Origin of the sequence: Bacillus badius NBRC 15713 (genome assembly GCF_001591605.1) — a bacterium.
In the GTDB taxonomy this organism is placed as follows: domain Bacteria; phylum Bacillota; class Bacilli; order Bacillales; family Domibacillaceae; genus Pseudobacillus; species Pseudobacillus badius.
Window position 1 is genome coordinate 56064 of the sequence record NZ_BCVF01000013.1, and the last position, 18933, is coordinate 74996.

Below are 18933 nucleotides of genomic sequence, written 5' to 3' on the forward strand. Positions count from 1 at the left end.
GTCTATTACACACAATAAACTAAAGGCAAGCGGTTGTAAAGTAGTAATTATTTAAGCACCACGTTCTCCTCACCAATGATCTCACGCAATTCAGTGAGCAGAGGTTCTGCCGGCTTAACGGAGTTTCTTCTGTGAAGCCTAACCGTTTGCCGGTTCTTCTCATAATGAAGAACGACAGGTGTTTCTCCTTGAAACCGATGGATTAGCCGGTGAATATCTTCAAGGATCAAATGCTCATCCGGCGCTTCCGGTATTTTGATGTATAAGATTTTCTCTCTCTCTGCGCACCGCTCTTCCACTTGCTTGAGCGTATAGGCCGTTTTCACTATGAATTGCTTTCGTCCGCTTCTCTCTTCAGTATCCCCCGCTAAGTACAGGATCGATCCTTTTTCCAAAAGAGCGGAATACTTTCTGTAAACGGCCGGAAAGAACACGGTTTCTATTTCGCCGCTGCTATCTGAACAGTGGGCAAATGCCATGTTTTCTCCTTTTTTCGTACGGATCACTTTAACTTCATTTACAAATACGCCTATAGACACTCCGCGGCTGCCCGGGGACAATTCAGTAGCAAAAACCGCTCCTTCTTGCTTAAAAAGCGGTTCATACCGTTCTAACGGGTGTGCTGATAAATAAAAACCAAGAACCTCCTTCTCCAATTGAAGCTTGTCCTCCATGCTCATCGGCTCTGTTGATGCATACTTTGGTTTTGGAAAGAAATCCTCTTCCGCACCCTCCATTGGCTGAATAAGCTGAGCATGCTCAATAGCAATATCAAGCGTAGCCAGCAAAACAGCCCGGTCCTCGTGAAATTCATCAAATGCTCCGGCAAACAGCAGTGCCTCAAGTGCTTTGCGGTTCACTATTTGAACCGGCACCCGCAGGCAAAAGTCAAACAAATCGGCAAAAGGTCCTTTTTCCCGGGCATCCGTGATAGCCTTCATTACGCCTGCTCCAATACCCTTAATGGCAGCCAGGCTAAATCGGATGCTGTCCCCTTCAGCCTTAAAAGGGTAATGGCTGGCATTAACAGACGGCGGCAGCAAAGCGATCCCCATTCCTTTCGCTTCCGCAGCATACTGTCTGACCTTATCCTCGTTGCCGATGGCGGAGCTAAGCAATGCAGCCATAAAAATAGTCGGATAATGTGCTTTAATATAGGCCATGCCATAAGCAATAAAACTGTAGGCCACCGCATGGCTGCGATTAAATCCATAATTAGCAAACTGAACAATCATCTGATAAATCGCTTCGGCAGCTTCTTTGCTGTAGCCATTCTTTATTGCTCCTTCGACAAAATGGCGTCTTTCGCTGTCGAGCACATCCTTTTTCTTTTTACTGACAGCCCTTCTCAATAAATCCGCTTCTCCCAATGAAAAACCGGCGAACTTAGAGGCAATTTCCATAATTTGCTCCTGATAAATCAGCACCCCGTAAGTGGGCTCTAAGATGTCCTTTAAGTCCGGATGCGGATAGTGAACCGGCTGCCGCCCATGCTTCCGCTCTATATAGAGCGGGATGCTTTCCATCGGGCCCGGCCGGTACAGCGCATTGACTGCGACAAGATCTTCGAACCGGTTCGGCTGAAGCTTTATCAAAACGTTACGCATTCCAGCCGATTCCAGCTGAAAAATTCCCGTTGTCTTCCCTTGCGCGAGCAATTGAAAGGTTTTCTCATTCTGTAAAGGTATATTCTGCAAAGTTAGCCGTTTTCCTTCAACATAATAAATAGAATCGATCATCCTTTCCAGAATGCTCAAGTTGCGCAGGCCGAGCAAATCAATTTTTAACAGCCCTAATTCTTCAAGGTCGCCCATCGGAAATTGGGTTAAAAGCACATCATCGTGGCCAGCTTGCACAGCAACAAGATCGGTCAAAGGCGGCTCTGTAATGACCATTCCAGCTGCATGTGTAGAGGTGTGGCGCGGCAGTCCTTCAAGCGTCAGGGCCGTTCGGTAAATGCTCTCATGTTCTCCTGTTCGATGCACCCACTCCCGAAAGCGGACAGAGTCTTGATACTGCTGTTCAAGTGTTAGCCCCGGCCGTGAAGGAATCATTCTTGACAGTTGCTCCAGTTCTTGGGAGGTTAAGCCAAATACCCGGGCTACATCGCGAATCACCGCTTTCGCAGACAATGTCCCAAACGTAATAATTTGCGCGGCATGAAGCGTTCCATACTTGTTGGCCACATAGCGAATCACCTCATCCCGCCGATGATCGGGAAAATCAAGATCGATATCCGGCATCGTTACCCGCTCAGGATTAAGAAACCGTTCAAATAGAAGGCCGTACTCAAGCGGATCGACTGTGGTAATGCCGAGCACATAAGCGACGAGCGAGCCGGCGGCCGATCCCCTGCCCGGTCCCGTTAAAATATGCTTATCCTTGGCAAACTTCATAAAATCCCAAACGATCAGAAAATAGTCACAAAACCCCATTTTTTTAATCGTTTCAAGTTCATAGGCAAGCCGGTCTCTATAGGCTGGCTTTTCGGAAAGACCGGCTTCCTCCAGCGCATTGACACAAAGCTCTTTTAAGTATTCAGAAGCAGACCGGCCTTCCGGCAACGGATACTTCGGAAGCATGCGGCGATCGAAAGAAATCTCCACTTCGCAAGCGCCTGCAATGTTGACTGTTTGCTCCAGCGCCTCCGGCAAATCAGCAAACAGCTCCTTCATCTCCTCTTTAGAAGAAAAATATGACCGGTCATTCGCATCAATTTCCTTATCTGCTAATTTCCTGCCATCTCTGATCGCTTCCAGACACCGGACAGCGAACGCCTCTTCTTTATGTAAATAAGTAACCCGGTTCGTTACAAGCAGAGGAATCGAAAGATCCCCGCTCAACTCTTTCATCTTCTCGGTCACCATTTCCTCGTCCTTGCGTCCATGACGGGCTACCGACAAAAAAAAGTGCCCTGGGTCAAACTGCTGCTGCAATAAATCAGCCGCTTCTTTTGCCCGGACAGGATCGTTGATAAGCAGCTGCTCTACTTCTCCTTCATCCCCCGGAGTAAAGGCAAACAATCCAGAAGAATAGCCCTTGAGCCACTTTATTGGAATTCCTGTTTTTGCTCTTGTCTGAATAGCACTGGAAATTTTCAAAAGGTGATGATAGCCATCATTATTTTTGGCTAACAGCACGAGCGGATAAGAACGCTCCTCACCCAGTACGCTTTCAACATCCGCAATTAAACCGATAATCGGCTTAATGCCCGCTTTAAGGCACGATTTATAAAAAGGAACAGCTCCATACATCACATTGCGGTCTGTAATGGCGAGCGCGTCATAACCTAGCTCCTTCGCTCTTGCGGTTAGCCGATCAATGGCGATGGCACTAGACAATAGACTGTAGCCTGTTTGAACTTGCAGATGGGTAAACATCGGTCTCATCCTTCCTTGACGCTTTTCGTCCCTGACTTCTTTCTTCATTATAAGACGGAGGCTGGCAAAAAGAAAATATGTTCTGTTTTCATAGGCCGGCCTGCTGCTACATATATAAATAGAAAGACAAGCAACTGTGGAGGGCATATGGCAGAAACTTTTTTTGATGAACTATTTAAATGTTATTTTATCGCATTTGGCGTTTTGCTGGGCGGTTCGTTAATTGGCGGTCTAGCATCCTTTGCGACGGGGAGGCCGCTTCTAACCGGCATTTCTCAAATTAGCGAAGGCTTGCGGATTTGGGCTATCATTGCAGCCATTGGCGGCACATTTGATACGGTATATAGTTTTGAACGCGGCTTTTTAAATGGCGAAACGAAAGATCTATTTAAACAATTTTTGCTTATTCTATCGGCAATGGGCGGCACCGCTACAGGGACGGCCATTATCGTCTGGCTGACCGGGGAGCATATCTCGCCATGAGAGTTCCATCTTTGCACAATAGACAAAGAACTAAGCAACTGCTGGCCGGGGCAGCAGTTGGATTCTGCCTCAGCTGGCTGCTCTTTCTCTACATGTTCGGGGCTATGCAGGAAAGACAGGCGGCCAAGCTGGAAAAACAAAAAAAAGTGATGGATGAATTAAAAGTACAGCTGGAGATCTGGCAAGAAGAGTATAAGGAGCTGAACAAAAAAAACCTGCACAAGTTGACTGTGCAGGAAATAGAAATTGATATTATCAATTATAAAAAGTATGGAATTGATGATTCCCAGAGTATTTTCGCTGCAAAAGAACAAATAAAAGAAGATTTATCTGTTTTGTATGCGAAAGATCTGGAGACGGTCTACTCTCATAAAGAATTAATTCGGCAGACCATTGAAAACAAGAGATTAAAAATGAATAAGCGCAGCTACTCTCTTCATGTCAAAGAGTGGTATTTTTACACAACCGTTCATATTCAGCTAGAACTGGGCTTAGAAGGCGGCTAACTATTATTTACTTTCCTGGCATAACCGTTCCAGATCGGCGGCTACTTTCTCCGCTTCCTCCCATGAATATACAGAAGCACCGGCTGCAAGCGGATGGCCGCCGCCTTTATATTTTTTCGCAATTTCATTAATGACCGGCTTCTTAGAACGCAGACGAACACGAATTTGATCGGCTTCTTCAATAAAGAAAACCCACGCTTTGATTCCTTTTACGCTGCCAAGTGAGCTAACGAGCAGCGAGGCCTCAGAGGGGGCCACTTGAAATTCTTCAAGAAGCTCTTTTTTAAGCGTAACCGAAGCCGCCCCGCTCGGTGATAAGCGGAATGTCTGTAAAATATGGCCTTGAAGCTTCAGCACTTTTTCTTCTGTTTCATACATCCGGTCAAACAGCTCATTACGGTCAAAGTTATATTGCAGCAGCTCACCGGCAAACTCCATCGTACGCGTTGTTGTGCTGGGGTAAAGAAAGCGGCCCGTGTCGCCGACAATGCCGGCAAACAGCAGCCGTGCGGCCTCATCGTTCAAGCGCAATCCTTCTTCTTTGCCGCTAATATACAAATCATAAATCATTTCACTCACAGAGCTGGCCGATGTATCCACCCACAAAAGATCGCCGTACGGATCTTCATTCGGGTGATGATCGATTTTGATCCATTCCTTTCCGAGCTTATAGCGCTGGTCACAAATTCTTTCCTGGTTGGCAGTATCGCATACAATAACGAGCGCCCCTTCGTACACTTCATCCTGAATGACATCCAGCTTGCGCAAATAGGCAAGTGTCGGCTCTTCTTTCCCGACCGTATACACATTCTTATGGGGAAAGGAAGCACGAATCATTTCCGCTAACCCTCCTTGTGATCCGTAGGCGTCCGGGTCAGGGCGAACATGACGGTGAATAATAATCGTATCGTACTCTTTTATTTTTTTGATAATTTGACTCTTCATTCCTGTCTCCTTTGTGACATTCAGTTTTTTTAGTAGAATTTCCTCTGCATTCTCGTTAAAATGGAGATGTTTGAACAAATAAATGGAGGAAAATCTATGCCCGTTTTAGCCTTTATTATCATTTTATCGTTGGCTTTTTACATTTTTTACAAAGTACAATATGTGAGAAGCAGACGGCCAATGGAGAAAAAATGGTTATCCGCTAAATCCAGTATGGCGCTAGGCTTGTTTGTCGGCATGTTTGGCTTGAATACATTATTTATCCAGCAGACGACAGTCTCATACATCGTTGCTGCTTTATTCATGCTCATTGGTTTCACAAGCTTGTGGACAGGCTTTAAAGCTTACCGCCACGTACTTCCTTATGCACAAAGGGAAGCTGAGGAATTAAATAACCAATAAGGTTTTGAAAGGAGGATGCCCTGCAGTCGTGGGACATCCTCTTTTTGACGCTCGGCGATAGCGGCTCTTTTCTGTTATTGCCTATCCAGAATTTGGCACATCATTAAGGCTTTCCCGACAAGAAGGCCGCCGTTGTAGACTTCCACATCGACCTTCCCGAATTTACGTCCGACCTCCAGAACGTTCGGGTGGATTTCAAGCAAGCTTTCCATTTGTACCGGCTTCGAGAAGTAAATCGTAATATTCTCCACAACAATGTCGCCTTTTTTTCTAGCCCGCAATGAACGCCTTGCCGCCTCCGTAACAATGGTCGTAAACACCCCATAAGAGATCGCGCCAAGCTGATTCGTCATCTGCGGAGTTACTTCAAACGTGTATGTTTCTTCTTCCTTATTGCCTGATACGTCAATTTGATTCGTAATCGTATCATCCAGCGTTTCTCCCATTTGCGGCTGGCGCTGGGCCATTTGCAATGTTTTCAGCACATCCTGCCGGCTGACAATGCCTTGAATACGATTTTGATCATCAACGACCGGCAGGAGCTCAATGCCTTCCCAGATCATCATGTGGGCGGCAGCTGCCACGCTCGTTTTCATCGTAACGGTGATCGGCTGCTTTGTCATCACCTTTTCGATCAGCGTATCCTTATCTGTCCCCATTATATCCTTCGACGTAACAATTCCCTGCACCTTCAGCTGACGGTCAAGCACAGGAAAGCGGCTATGAAGGGTTGTCCGGTTTTTCTCAATCCACTGGTTGACTGTATCGCCTACAGTAAGTGAAACTGTCTGGTCAAATGGAGTAAAAATGTCACCGACAAGCACAATTTCCTTTTTAATTAGCTGGTCATAAATCGCGCGGTTAATCATCGTAGCCACGGTAAATGTATCATAGGCGGTGGTAATGACGGGAAGCTCCAGCTCGTCTGCAAGCTTCGTTACATGATCATCCGCCTGGAATCCGCCAGTAATCAGCACGCCCGCTCCAGCTTGCAAGGCCAGTTCATGTGCTTTTGTCCGGTTGCCGACAATAAGCAGATTATCCGGGCCAGTATATCTCATCATTGCTTCTAGCTTCATGGCGCCAATGACAAAACGGTTTAGGGTCTTATGCAAGCCGGCCCTGCCGCCTAGTACCTGGCCGTCAATAATGTTCACGACTTCCGCAAAGGTCAGCTTCTCAATATTTTCTTTTTTCTTTTGTTCGATCCGGATGGTTCCAACACGCTCGATCGCTGAAACAAATCCTTTAGCTTCTGCATCCTTGATCGCACGGTAGGCTGTCCCTTCACTAACTGAGAGCGCTTTAGCAATTTGCCGCACGGAAATTTTCTCGCCGATCGGCAATCCCTCTATGTATTGTAAGATTTGTTCGTGTTTTGTAATCAACTGTTTCACCTGTCCCTTTCAGACTCGCTAATACAGTTATTATACTTTGAAATAAGAAGGGATTCAATTTGATTCAGAAAAGGCTGCAAGGTTCCTCTTGCAGCCTGAATGCTGTTACAGTTCAAGTGATTGTCCGGGCTCTAACACTTTGCCGTTCTTCGCTTCCAGCTTTTCAGCAAATGCGTGAGGGTCCTGCTGGATAGGCGGGAACGTATTGAAGTGGATCGGAACTACTTGCTTTGCCTGCAAAAACTTAGCAGCAAGCGCCGCGTCATCTGGCCCCATTGTGAAATTGTCGCCTATTGGCAGAAATGCAAGATCGATCGGATGAAGTTCGCCAATGAGCTTCATATCAGAAAAAATCCCTGTATCGCCGGCATGATAAATGGTCTTTCCTTCAGCCATTAGCAAAACACCGGCTGGCATCCCCATATAAAGGAACGTACCATCTTCCTGCTCGATCCCCGATCCGTGAAACGCCTGTGTAAATTTTACGCGTCCAAACTCAAACTCGCGGCTTCCGCCAATATGCATAGGGTGAGCATTCACTCCTTGATGGCTAAGATAAGTAGCCAGTTCATTTACTGCGATCACAAGCGCATTGCTCTTTTTGGCAAGTTCTACTGTATCTCCCACATGGTCCCCATGGCCATGCGTCAAAATAATAAAATCCGGCTGTTCATTTTCAACTTTTAAATCCGTTAAATCATTGCCAGTAATAAATGGATCAATCAAAATTGTCTTGCCGTTTGTTTCCACCTTTACGATGGAATGTCCATGATAAGATACCTTCATATGTAAAAACTCCTTTCACAAAATCATTTCCACTTCTACTATTCGATGAAACAACAAATTCCCCTGCATGTCTATCTTATTTACTTACTTCTCATTTATTGATAGGCTTTAACTGTCTCGATTTTTTTGAGGAGGAAGAAATAATGAACAAACGATTAACCGCATTAACAGAGTGGATGAAAACAAAAGACATCCCTTTTGCTTTCATTACCGCTCCTGAAAACGTCTTTTATTTAACAGGATTTAGAAGCGATCCGCACGAGCGCCTGCTTGGCGTTGCCGTGTTTCCGGAAGCGGAGCCTTTTCTTATCTGTCCTAAGCTAGATGCAGCCGATGCCAAGAGCAGCGGCTGGGCATTTGAAATCATCGGTCATACAGATATCGAAAATCCTTGGGATATGATTGAAGCCGAAGTGAAAAACCGAGTAAAGAATGTACAGCAAATAGCGGTCGAAAAGCAGCACTTAAACGTTGAGCGTTATGAAGAGCTGGCCGGACGTTTCCCCGGCGCTGTGTTTGTTGCTGCCGAGGAAAAAATGGAGCAGCTGCGCCTGATTAAAGATAAACAGGAGCTCGCAGCCCTTAAAAAAGCAGCAGAATATGCAGATTTAGCAGTAAAAACTGGAGCGGAAGCGATTCGTGAAGGCAAATCAGAGCTGGAGATTTTGTCGGAAATTGAATTTGAAATGAAGAAACAAGGCATTGCTGAAATGTCCTTCTCGACCATGGTGCTCACGGGCACCAATGCTGCTTCCCCCCATGGAACACCAGGAAGCACGAAGGTACAAAAAGGCGACCTGGTTTTATTCGATCTTGGCGTAGTGTATGAAGGGTATTGCTCTGACATTACCCGTACAGTCGCTTTTGGGGAAATTTCTGATAAGCAGCGGGAAATTTATGAAACCGTATTAAACGCACAAGAGGCCGCTGTTGCTGCTGTCAAACCCGGCGCGATGGCAAAAGACATTGACTTGACTGCAAGAAACATGATTGCAGAAGCGGGATATGGCGACTTTTTCCCTCACCGCCTGGGACATGGGCTTGGAATCAGCGTTCACGAATATCCAGGCATTACAGAAACAAATACGCTCGTTTTAGAAGAAGGCATGGTCTTTACAATTGAACCGGGCATTTATGTGCCAAATGTAGCAGGCGTCCGAATCGAAGATGATGTATATGTCACAGCGGACGGTGTGGAAATCTTGACCTCTTTTCCTAAACAATTAACATTTGTTTAAAAAATTTCATATTTTTCGACTCACATCGGCTGTATCCCTGCTCTTTTTCATGTAGAATAAAAGAAAAAGGGGGAATCAATGATGACAATGAAGTATGAAAGCATTCTAGTAGCAGTTGACGGTTCAAAAGAGGCAGAATGGGCATTCCGAAAATCGATTGAAATCGCTAAACGCAATGGAGCCGCACTTAACCTGATCCATGTGATCGATACTCGCTCATTTGCAGCCATCGAAGCATATGACCGCTCGATCGCTGAACGGGCCACTGCTTACGGCAGCGACTTGTTGAAAGAATACAAAGAAACAGCTGAAGCAGCGGGTGTAGTCGCCATCAATACTTATGTCGAATATGGTTCACCAAAAGTTATCATCCCTAAAGAAGCAGCTAAACAAGTAAAAGCAGATTTAATTGTATGTGGAGCAACTGGCTTAAACGCTATGGAACGTTTCCTCATCGGCAGTGTATCTGAACATATTACTCGCGCCGCTAACTGTGACGTTCTCGTTGTTCGTACAGACAAAGGAGAATAATAAAAAAACCGCCTGTAACCGGGCGGTTTTTTTATCGCTCTTCTAGCGGTGTATAGTCTATTTTCTCAAGAGAAATACTTAAAAATATATTATAAAAGCCCCTCTTTTCTTCAAATGTTTTTGAAAAAAAGAGGGGCTTTACTCGACAGTCCCTACTTCTTTAGGGACTGTTCGTTATGAATCAAGTGCTTCGCTGTCTCAATTTGGAGCTGAACCTGGTCAAAGCCAGTGCCGCCTAAAGACTTCCTTCTTTTAACGGCCTCATATGGAGACAACACTTGATAAATATCTTCTTCAATGCTCTCAGACGCTGACTTTAGCTCCTCTAAAGACAGGTCGGCAAGGTAGCATTGATTTTGAATGCAATGAAGCACAAGCTTTCCAACAATTTCATGTGCTTCGCGGAATGGAATGCCTTTTGACGCTAAATAATCAGCGAGCTCCGTGGCATTGGAGAAATCATTATGGACAGCTTCCTCTAAGCGATCCTCATTCACCTTCATTGTCTGAACCATTCCTGTGAAAATCTTTAAGGAACCAATGATCGTATGTACCGTATCGAACATGCCTTCCTTGTCTTCCTGCATATCTTTGTTATATGCAAGCGGCAGGCCTTTTAATACGGTGAGCAAGCTGAACAGGTTGCCATAGACGCGCCCTGTTTTACCGCGGATCAACTCCGCCATATCAGGGTTTTTCTTTTGCGGCATAATGCTGGAGCCGGTTGAGAACGCGTCATCCATTTCAATGAACTGGAACTCCTGGCTTGACCAGAGAATCATCTCTTCGGCCAGTCTGGACAGATGCATCATCAAAATAGAGGAACTGCTCAAGAATTCAAGAATGAAGTCCCGATCACTGACTGCATCCATGCTGTTGGCATATACGCTTGAGAATCCAAGCAGGCTGGCTGATAATTCACGGTCAATCGGGAAAGTGGTTCCGGCTAGCGCTCCCGCCCCTAAAGGCGAGACATCTATGCGCTTCAATCCTTCTTGAATCCGCTCCTTATCTCTTTGCAGCATCCAAAAATATGCCATTAAATGGTGGCCGAATGAAATCGGCTGAGCTCTCTGCAAATGTGTATAGCCAGGCGCAAGTGTTTCCACATGCTGTTCGGCCTTCTCCACAAGTGCCGTTTGAAATTGTTCAATTAATCCAATGATAAGCTTGACCTGCTTCTTCAAGTACAAATGCATATCAGTGGCTACCTGATCGTTACGGCTGCGGCCGGTATGCAGCTTGCCTCCGACCGCTCCGATTTCTTCGATCAAGTATTTTTCCAAATTTAAATGGATGTCCTCTTGGGCAACCGAGAATGTTAATTCACCTTTTGAAGCTTTCTTCTTTAAAGCTTCAAGGCCGCCCAAGATTTGATTTGCTTCCTCTTCCGTTAAGATGCCGCTTTTCCCGAGCATCGTTACATGTGCCATGCTGCCTTCAAGGTCTTCAAAAACAAGCTCCTGATCAAAGTGGATAGAGGCGCCGAATTCATCTACCCATTCTTCCGCTGATTTTTGAAAGCGCCCTCCCCAAAGCTTGCTCATTGCTGAACTTTCACTTTCTCTTGCTGAATCATAGAGTTCACTTTTGTCGGCAGACCCCACAGTTGAATGAATCCGACAGCTGCTTCGTGGTCAAATTCATCTTCTGTTGTATAAGTAGCAAGCTTTTCATCATACAAGGAGTACTCTGATTTTCTTCCTTCCACAATCGCATGGCCTTTAAATAATTTCACGCGCACTGTACCAGTAACAAACTTTTGAGTTTCTTTTAAGAATGCTTCCAGCGCTTTTTTCAGCGGAGAGAACCATAGGCCTTCATAGATCAGCTCTGTTAATTTCTTTTCAATCACTGGCTTGAAATGAGCCATCTCTTTCACAAGAGTTAAATCTTCTAATTCTTTATGAGCGAGAATGAGCGTCATAGCACCCGGACATTCGTACACTTCTCTTGATTTGATGCCGACGAGGCGATTTTCAACGTGGTCAATTCTTCCGACTCCATGTTTGCCGGCAATTTCATTTAGTTCAAGAATAAGCTGGGCTAAAGAGTAGCTTTGGCCATTCAGCGCAACAGGCACTCCCTGTTCAAATTGGATTTCAATTACTTCCGGAGTATCCGGCGTATTCTCAATCGCAGCCGTTAAGTCGTAAGCTTCTTCCGGCGGAGCAGCCCATGGATCTTCTAAGATGCCGCACTCATTGCTTCTTCCCCATAAGTTCTGGTCAATAGAAAATGGGCTGTCTAAGTTGATTGGAATCGGAATATTGTTTTGTTTCGCATATTCAATTTCTTCCTCACGCGACCATTTCCAGTCCCGTACAGGCGCCAATACTTCAAGATTAGGGTTTAGTGCTTTAATAGAAACCTCAAAGCGGACCTGATCGTTTCCTTTTCCTGTACATCCGTGAGCAACCGCAGTCGCATTTTCTTTTTCAGCTACCTCTACTAGCTTTTTCGCAATAAGCGGACGTGACAGCGCAGACACTAGCGGATATTTTCCTTCATACAATGTATGGCCTTGAAGAGCAAGCAATGCATATTCATTTGCATATTCTTCTTTCGCGTCAATCATATAGCTTGCCACAGCGCCAACTTGTAAAGCTTTGTTTTTAACAAACTCTAAATCTTTCCCTTCGCCCACATCTAAACAGCAAGCGACAACGTCGTATCCTTTATCTTTTAACCACGGAATGGCTACTGATGTATCCAGGCCTCCGGAATAAGCTAACACTACTTTTTTGTTCATTGATATATCCTCCTCTAAGCTGCTATCCGTTAGTATAAATATGCAATCATTTTTATTTTTATTCTTTTCTATGAATAGAATATATCATGTTATTTTCCTCCTTTCAAGTACTTATTTGAAAAAAATTCATTTTGTTGAATAAATACTCACCTTTTTTTTCTTTCCTTTGCAGAAAAGCCGGGAAACAGCTACGATAAAAGAAAAAAGGAGAAAACTATGCAATTTTTCTTAAATCAGCGGCTTGGCATTTTGCTTCCCCATTCTAATAAGAAATGGAGCGACTATCCTGTCACGGAACAGGAGCAAATTCTTGAAAGGTGGGAAAGAATCCGCGGAAGCATTCCTGACCGGATCCAAGCGCTTGAAAAAGAGATTAATATTTTGCAAAGCCGGCTGGAGGAGGAGGAAGAGTTCCTTTTCTCCTGCCGTATTAATGAAGAAATTAGTGAGATTGCTTCTATTATTAATGATTTATGGATTTGGTTTCGCACCTCTCCATCTATTGAGAACCCTTCCTTTCCTCCTTTTGATTAAAAACAAAGACCGGCAGCTGATAGCTGCCGGTCTTCATATGAGAAGGACCTGTTTATTTTGTCTACATTTCCCGCCTCATTTTTCTGATCCAATATCAGGATTTCATCATTTCTTCACATTACCGTGAAATAATCTTCACATTTATGTGAAGATTATCACAAAGTTTCAACGTAAAATGATAATAGATATTTAATCCTAATCGCAAAGGAGGATAACCGCATGAAGAATGAAAAAGAGAAAACGTATCCAAAAGATTCATTAAAGGGAACTTTCCTTTCTGTCCTTACGGTTGGAGGGATGATTCTTTTAGCTTGGTTCATCGCGTGGAATTTGTTTATATCAAGAATGTAATGGGGAGGAAGTTCTATGCATCTGCACAAATATGAAAAATTATGGCTGGCTTTCGGAATTAGTTCACTTGTTTTATTTTTAGTCATTGTGGGAGTTAATGCCTTTGTAGCCGGAAATCAGCCGCCAAGCTCCGCAAAAACTGTAGATCCGGGAGCGGTGGAGGTCACAGCTCCATTTGATCAGCCCGGCCTGAAAAAAATCGGCGACAACGAATATCAGCTCGTTGTTGTAACTTCGGCTTTTTCCTTCGATGTCGGCACGCAGGATAAAGTAGTAGAAATCCCTAAAGGAGCCACTGTCCATATCGTGGCGACAACGAAAGACGTTGTTCATGGGTTTGAAATTGCCGGCACAAATGCCAACATGATGCTTGAGCCCGGCCATATCAGTGAAGCCACTCAGGTGTTTCGAAATGAAGGTGAATTTACGCTTTTGTGCAATGAATATTGCGGAAGCGGACATCACTTAATGCATGCAAAAATAAAGGTGGTTGATCAATCATGAGGGAAACAATAGCCAAAGTAGATAAGAAAGATGCCAAACTGGCTTTAGCACATATGATTGTTGCATTTACCGCTTTGTTTCTCGGCGGCATCTGCGGGCTTTTGCAAGTGCTGGTCCGCTCCGGAAAAATGGAACTTCCTGCAGGCATCGGTTATTATCAGCTTCTTACCGCTCACGGCGTGTTACTTGCTCTTATTCTAACAACTTTTTTCATCATTGGTTTTCAATTCGCCGGCATGAGCCGGACCGCCGGTACCCTGTCTGATAAAACCCGCCTCGCTGGCTGGATCGGCTTCTGGACAATGACAATCGGCACAGCAATTACGACTTTTTACATTTTAACTGGTGAAGCATCTGTCCTTTATACGTTTTACGCTCCCCTCCAAGCCCACGTCGGCTTTTACATTGGGCTGGCTTTAGTGGTTGTCGGAAGCTGGATTGCAGGATTTGCTATGTTCGTCCATTATGCAAAATGGAAAAAGCAGCATCCAGGTCAAAATGGCCCGCTGTTAAGCTTTATGATTGTTGTCAATATGGCTCTCTGGCTAATTGCCTCTCTTGGGGTGGCAGCTACTGTTTTGCTTCAATTCATCCCATGGTCTCTTGGCTGGACAGAAAACATTAACGTATTAGTCAGCCGGACGCTGTTCTGGTATTTCGGGCATCCGCTTGTATACTTCTGGCTGCTTCCTGCTTATATGATCTGGTATGTTGTGATTCCAAAAGTTATTGGCGGCAAAATCTTTTCTGATTCTCTGGCAAGAATGTCGTTTATTTTATTCTTATTCTTTTCTGTTCCGGTTGGATTCCATCACCAATTAACAGAGCCTGGGATTGATCCATTCTGGAAATACATTCAAGTAGTACTGACGTTAATGGTTGTTATTCCTTCTCTCATGACAGCATTCAGTATGTTCGCCATGTTTGAACGGTTCGGCCGCTCCAAAGGGGCCAGCAGCCTATTTGGCTGGCTCAGATTCCTTCCGTGGAAAGATGCTCGTTTTCTCGTTCCTTTCATTGGAATGATCGCCTTTATTCCGGGAGGTGCTGGCGGAATCATCAATGCTTCCCACCAGCTGAACCAAGTCGTTCACAATACGATTTGGGTAACTGGGCACTTCCACTTAACCATTGCCACTACGGTGATACTCACCTTCTTTGGTGCAGCATACTGGCTGATTCCGCATCTAACAGGGAGAACGTTCACTAACCAGTTGAATCAGCTGGCTATTGTTCAAGCTGTGGTATGGTCGATCGGCATGCTCATCATGTCAGGCGCGATGCACTGGGCAGGGCTATACGGAGCTCCAAGACGGTCTTCATTCTCTCTATACGGCAATTCTAGCCAGGCGGCTGATTGGATTCCTTATCAAATCGCCCAGGCCGTTGGCGGCACTATGCTTTTCCTTGGCATTCTTCTTGTCTTATATATCGTCGTCCAGCTTTTATGGTTTGCGCCAAAGGGAGACGAGGAATTTCCAATTGGGGAAACAGAGGAACATGCGGAAAAAACACCGTTATTCTTTGACAAATGGTGGCTGTGGATTATCATTGTTGTCGTCTTGATTTTACTGGCTTATACGATTCCATTTGCTCACATGATTGAGCAGGCACCGCCAGGTTCTCCAGGATATCGTAATCTATGCTAATAGAAAAAGCGTTTGGATGCTGCCATCCAAACGCTTTTTATGCATTTATCTTCATGTTTTCTCTCTTGTCCTGAAGCCAGCGGTATTGATAATATCTTTCCGCAAAATCAATCATTCTTTTTGTCAGCCGATAATTGACACCGGCACCGATCGCCACACTGATCAGCGGCAGGTTGGCCATTTTTTGATTTTTGAAAAGTGTAATCGCCAGCAGCTTGCCGAGCTGTGTAACCGGACGCTCCATCCATGTCAAATCGGTCAGCTGGTCCACCTCATTATAGAAGTAAGGGTGATCCCGCTCCTCCAATTCAATCAGCAGTTCCTGCCATCCATCCGCCTTTAGCCGGTCAGGCAAAGCAGCGGCATGAAAAACTTTTAAAGAAGCCATCATTTCAAACGGCAGCTGCGGATCATACCCATATGTCATGGCTGTCATTTGTATAGCCCGCAGGTTAAGAACAGCCATCGCCGCAAAGTCCGTGCTCAGCGTAAGCGCTCCTCCCGTACCCGTGATGCCTCCTTGAAGCAGTGAATAGAACCGGTGCCTTGACGACTGTTGGCTGCTTAAATAGCGAATCTGGTCAATAGTCAGCTTCTTCAGATCATCAAGCGCTGCGATATCCTCCCTGAAAATGCGGGCGGAGGTTAAAATTCTCTCCTTCGCCTCGTTTTGAAATTGCGAGCCTTGAAGCAGAGAATGCATTTGGAATAATACATTATCCAGCTGTCCAAAGAAAGCAGACAGTGTTTCCTCCGGTATAGTAGAAAGCGCTGTGTTCAGCCACTTTGAATATGTATATTGAAAGTCGTTGCCCTCATACTCAGCAAGCGACTGCTCCCAGGCCATAATCTCGTCCCAGACAATTTTATCCCGTTCTGTCCAAGTCATATTTGCCTCCCCTTTCCATGCTGCTTCCTGTCTCTTCATTTTCTATGATCGCTGAACAAATGTCAATTTCAGCCTTACACAGGCTGCAGCATACTTTTTTAAAATAATATGCACCAGCCCCGTACTCTTTGCCTTATTTTTATAAAAAGAAAAAAGCAGGTGCTTGGGGCGCGGAGGAGGCTCACCGCCCGCCCCGCGGAAAGCGAAACGCCTGGAATGGAAGGCAACTGTTCCCACCCGCGAGCCAAATAAAAAAGGCGGAAGACAAACTCAATTTTCATTGAAGCTTGTCTTCCGCCTGCATCAGCTGCTGCTTTAGGATGTTTTTTAAAGCCCGGCTAACTTTACAGTATCAAAAGCGATCATTACTTCCTCATCCGTCGGAATGACAATTACTTTAACCGGGGAATGAGGATAGTTAATAAAGGTTTCCTGACCGCGCACCTGGTTGCGGGCAGGGTCCCAATAGACGCCCATAAATTCCAAGCCGCGCAGTACACGCCCCCGAATAACAGGGCTGTTTTCTCCTATGCCCGCTGTGAAGATAATGGCATCTACACCAGACATGCGGGCTGCATACGAACCGATATATTTGTGTATCCGGCCAGCGAATACTTCAAGAGCAAGCTCGGCACGTTCATTGCCTTTAGCTGCCTCTTCCTCGATATCGCGCAGATCGCTGGAAAATCCAGATACCCCCAGCATGCCGGACTCTTTATTCAATACGTCCAGCACTTCGTCCGCTGTTTTTCCCGTCTTTTCCATAATAAAAGGAATGAGTGCCGGGTCGATATTCCCCGATCTGGTCCCCATCGTTACGCCGGCAAGCGGTGTAAACCCCATGGATGTATCAATGGACTTGCCGCCGCTAATAGCCGCGATGCTCGCTCCATTTCCCAAGTGGCAAGAAATCAGCCGAAGCTGCTCAATTGGCCGTTCCAGCAATTCAGCCGCGCGCTGTGAAACATATTTATGGGAGGTGCCATGGAAACCATATTTACGAATGCCGTAATCTGTATAGTAATGATAAGGCAAGCTATACAAGAAGGAGCTTTCCGGCATCGTTTGATGAAAAGCGGTATCAAAAACGGCAACTGCCGGCACATCGGGAAGAACTTCTTTAAATGCCCGAATTCCCGTCACATTTGCTGGGTTATGAAGAGGAGCCAAGTCCGACAATTGATCAATTTTTTCTATGACCTCATCGGTAATGATGACTGAATCGGTAAATACTTCTCCCCCATGGACAACCCGATGGCCAACCCCATTGATTTCATCAAGCGATTGGATAATTCCCATATCCGTCAATTTATTTAAGAGAATCCGAACCGCTTCAGCGTGATTGGGAATATCCATGATCTCTTTCTGTTTATGCCCGTCTGCTGTAATATTGAACAAAGCCCGCGGCAGACCGATTCTTTCAACTAGCCCCTTCGTAATAACCCTTTTTTCCGGCATCTCAAACAGCTGGAATTTTAATGAGCTGCTTCCGGCATTGATGGCGATAACTTTTGACATAAAGACCTCCTCCATTTCACAAAGTGCTGGCACGGCTTCTTTGCTTTATCTTGTGACTATCGTTTGTTTTCCTTAAACCACGCTTCCATTTTCATCATGACTGACTGCATCGCCTGGCGGTCTTTCATAGACGGCATTGCTGCCAGAAACACTTGATTCGGAGCCGGAATTCCTTCTTGCTGTTTTTGTAAAATCAAAATGCTCTTTGCGGCCTGTTGGTTTTTAAACATCGACATCGGCAATTGAATCAGCCCCTGGATGTGCACGTGTTTTTGAAAAAAGCGGTGCAGCTGCTGAGCGCCTGCCTCTTCAAACAAGCCGTTAGGAATAAGAAGAAAAAGATAGCCTCCAGGCTTCGTGTGCTTCACACTTTGCTCTATAAATAAATGATGGGCATAGGAATGGCCCTCATCTGCTTTTAATTCATAATTCGCTGCTCTGGCATCATTTGGATACCAGCCAACCGGCAAATCGCAGATTACAGCGTCTACCGGATCAATCAAAAGCGGTTCTAACGCATCTTGATTATAAAATTGAATGGACTGTTCAATCAAGTTGGCACTGCACCAAGCAAGCTTTAATAATAAATCGTCTACTTCCACACCGGCAGCGGCAACCGCTGCTTCGGGCTGCCGATTTAAAACAGTCATCAGCAGGTTTCCTGTTCCGACTGCAGGATCGAGAATGGTAAACTCTTTTTTCTCACTCATGAATTTTTCCAATAAATAACTCATAAACAAGCCAATGGAATCAGGTGTCATTTGATGATGCGGCTGCACATTTTTCTGCATGCCTTTTAAAATAGCGAATTGATAAGCTTGTCGAATCTCTTCTTTGGAGTAGTCAGCAAGATTCACTTCTTCGTATTGTTTCCATACCCGTTTCTTTGTAATATCGCTCATTTCTTCCTGTAAAACTTGATTTTGGAATAAGTTTTCAGCTGTTTCTGCCAAAGCATCCAAATAGGTGCATTCAAGCTCCTGCTGGAGAATAGCTGCTGTTTTATTGAAGAGGTTAAATAAGCGTTCAATCGGGGAAAAATCATTCATATTGGTTCCTCCTGTAAAG

General features: G+C 45.1%; 18 protein-coding genes. 9 read left to right on the forward strand and 9 right to left on the reverse strand.

Features of this window, described 5'->3' with window-relative positions; all coding sequences use genetic code 11:
• Positions 1-47: 47 nt before the first annotated feature.
• Positions 48-3380, reverse strand: a complete 3333-nt coding sequence (dnaE, locus tag BBA02S_RS08740) for a DNA polymerase III subunit alpha (protein WP_370670948.1) — start codon at positions 3378-3380, stop codon at positions 48-50.
• 147 nt (positions 3381-3527) lie between these two features.
• Here dnaE and ytrH point away from each other — a divergent pair, with 147 nt between their 5' ends.
• Positions 3528-3863 carry a sporulation membrane protein YtrH gene (gene ytrH, locus BBA02S_RS08745; RefSeq protein WP_041097759.1) on the forward strand — a complete coding sequence of 112 codons (336 nt, stop codon included), beginning with the start codon at positions 3528-3530 and terminating at the stop codon, positions 3861-3863.
• Positions 3860-4369, forward strand: a complete 510-nt coding sequence (gene ytrI, locus BBA02S_RS08750) for a sporulation membrane protein YtrI (protein WP_041097760.1) — start codon at positions 3860-3862, stop codon at positions 4367-4369. Before ytrH ends, ytrI begins: the two co-directional genes overlap by 4 nt.
• A 3-nt stretch (positions 4370-4372) precedes the next feature.
• On the opposite strand, the gene BBA02S_RS08755 is transcribed toward ytrI, so the two are convergent.
• Positions 4373-5314 carry a DHH family phosphoesterase gene (locus BBA02S_RS08755; RefSeq protein WP_041114006.1) on the reverse strand — a complete coding sequence of 314 codons (942 nt, stop codon included), beginning with the start codon at positions 5312-5314 and terminating at the stop codon, positions 4373-4375.
• A gap of 96 nt (positions 5315-5410) precedes the next feature.
• On the opposite strand from BBA02S_RS08755, the gene BBA02S_RS08760 reads away from it, so the two are divergent.
• The gene (locus BBA02S_RS08760; protein ID WP_041097764.1) at positions 5411-5716 is read left to right on the forward strand and encodes a YtpI family protein; all 306 of its coding nucleotides are present in this window, start codon (positions 5411-5413) and stop codon (positions 5714-5716) included.
• Between the two features lie 74 nt (positions 5717-5790).
• Here the strand turns inward: BBA02S_RS08760 and BBA02S_RS08765 are convergent, their stop codons facing one another.
• A complete protein-coding gene (locus tag BBA02S_RS08765) occupies positions 5791-7104 on the reverse strand; it encodes a DRTGG domain-containing protein (RefSeq protein ID WP_041097766.1) in 1314 nt (437 codons plus the stop codon).
• Between the two features lie 114 nt (positions 7105-7218).
• A complete protein-coding gene (locus BBA02S_RS08770; RefSeq protein ID WP_041097768.1) occupies positions 7219-7899 on the reverse strand; it encodes a metal-dependent hydrolase in 681 nt (226 codons plus the stop codon).
• A gap of 143 nt (positions 7900-8042) precedes the next feature.
• Here BBA02S_RS08770 and BBA02S_RS08775 point away from each other — a divergent pair, with 143 nt between their 5' ends.
• Together BBA02S_RS08775 and BBA02S_RS08780 are read left to right on the forward strand one after the other, a co-directional pair.
• Positions 8043-9137 (forward strand): M24 family metallopeptidase, encoded by a 1095-nt coding sequence (locus tag BBA02S_RS08775; RefSeq protein ID WP_041097770.1) that lies wholly within the window; start codon positions 8043-8045, stop codon positions 9135-9137.
• Between the two features lie 81 nt (positions 9138-9218).
• The gene (locus BBA02S_RS08780) at positions 9219-9668 is read left to right on the forward strand and encodes a universal stress protein (RefSeq protein ID WP_041097772.1); all 450 of its coding nucleotides are present in this window, start codon (positions 9219-9221) and stop codon (positions 9666-9668) included.
• A 152-nt stretch (positions 9669-9820) separates the two neighbouring features.
• Here BBA02S_RS08780 and argH read toward each other — a convergent pair whose 3' ends face one another.
• Positions 9821-11215 (reverse strand): argininosuccinate lyase, encoded by a 1395-nt coding sequence (gene argH, locus BBA02S_RS08785; protein ID WP_041114007.1) that lies wholly within the window; start codon positions 11213-11215, stop codon positions 9821-9823.
• Positions 11212-12420 carry an argininosuccinate synthase gene (locus tag BBA02S_RS08790; protein WP_041097777.1) on the reverse strand — a complete coding sequence of 403 codons (1209 nt, stop codon included), beginning with the start codon at positions 12418-12420 and terminating at the stop codon, positions 11212-11214. The genes argH and BBA02S_RS08790 overlap by 4 nt, the downstream gene beginning before the upstream one ends.
• 216 nt (positions 12421-12636) lie before the next feature.
• On the opposite strand from BBA02S_RS08790, the gene BBA02S_RS08795 reads away from it, so the two are divergent.
• From BBA02S_RS08795 to BBA02S_RS08805, 4 genes are all read left to right on the forward strand, one after another.
• A complete protein-coding gene (locus BBA02S_RS08795) occupies positions 12637-12954 on the forward strand; it encodes a hypothetical protein (RefSeq protein ID WP_041114008.1) in 318 nt (105 codons plus the stop codon).
• Between the two features lie 219 nt (positions 12955-13173).
• Positions 13174-13305 carry a cytochrome c oxidase subunit 2A gene (locus tag BBA02S_RS20600; RefSeq protein WP_156136609.1) on the forward strand — a complete coding sequence of 44 codons (132 nt, stop codon included), beginning with the start codon at positions 13174-13176 and terminating at the stop codon, positions 13303-13305.
• A 15-nt stretch (positions 13306-13320) separates the two neighbouring features.
• Positions 13321-13809, forward strand: coding sequence for a cytochrome c oxidase subunit II (locus BBA02S_RS08800; RefSeq protein ID WP_041097781.1), 489 nt, complete (start codon positions 13321-13323; stop codon positions 13807-13809).
• Entirely contained in the window at positions 13806-15458 is a 1653-nt protein-coding gene (locus BBA02S_RS08805; RefSeq protein WP_041114009.1) for a b(o/a)3-type cytochrome-c oxidase subunit 1, read from the forward strand. The genes BBA02S_RS08800 and BBA02S_RS08805 overlap by 4 nt, the downstream gene beginning before the upstream one ends.
• A gap of 37 nt (positions 15459-15495) precedes the next feature.
• Here the strand turns inward: BBA02S_RS08805 and BBA02S_RS08810 are convergent, their stop codons facing one another.
• From BBA02S_RS08810 to BBA02S_RS08820, 3 genes are all read right to left on the reverse strand, one after another.
• Positions 15496-16347, reverse strand: a complete 852-nt coding sequence (locus BBA02S_RS08810) for an EcsC family protein (RefSeq protein ID WP_041114010.1) — start codon at positions 16345-16347, stop codon at positions 15496-15498.
• Between the two features lie 327 nt (positions 16348-16674).
• On the reverse strand, positions 16675-17865 hold the full coding sequence (locus BBA02S_RS08815) for an acetate kinase (protein ID WP_041097789.1): 1191 nt from the start codon (positions 17863-17865) through the stop codon (positions 16675-16677).
• A gap of 56 nt (positions 17866-17921) precedes the next feature.
• Positions 17922-18914 carry a class I SAM-dependent methyltransferase gene (locus BBA02S_RS08820; RefSeq protein WP_041114011.1) on the reverse strand — a complete coding sequence of 331 codons (993 nt, stop codon included), beginning with the start codon at positions 18912-18914 and terminating at the stop codon, positions 17922-17924.
• Positions 18915-18933: the final 19 nt, after the last annotated feature.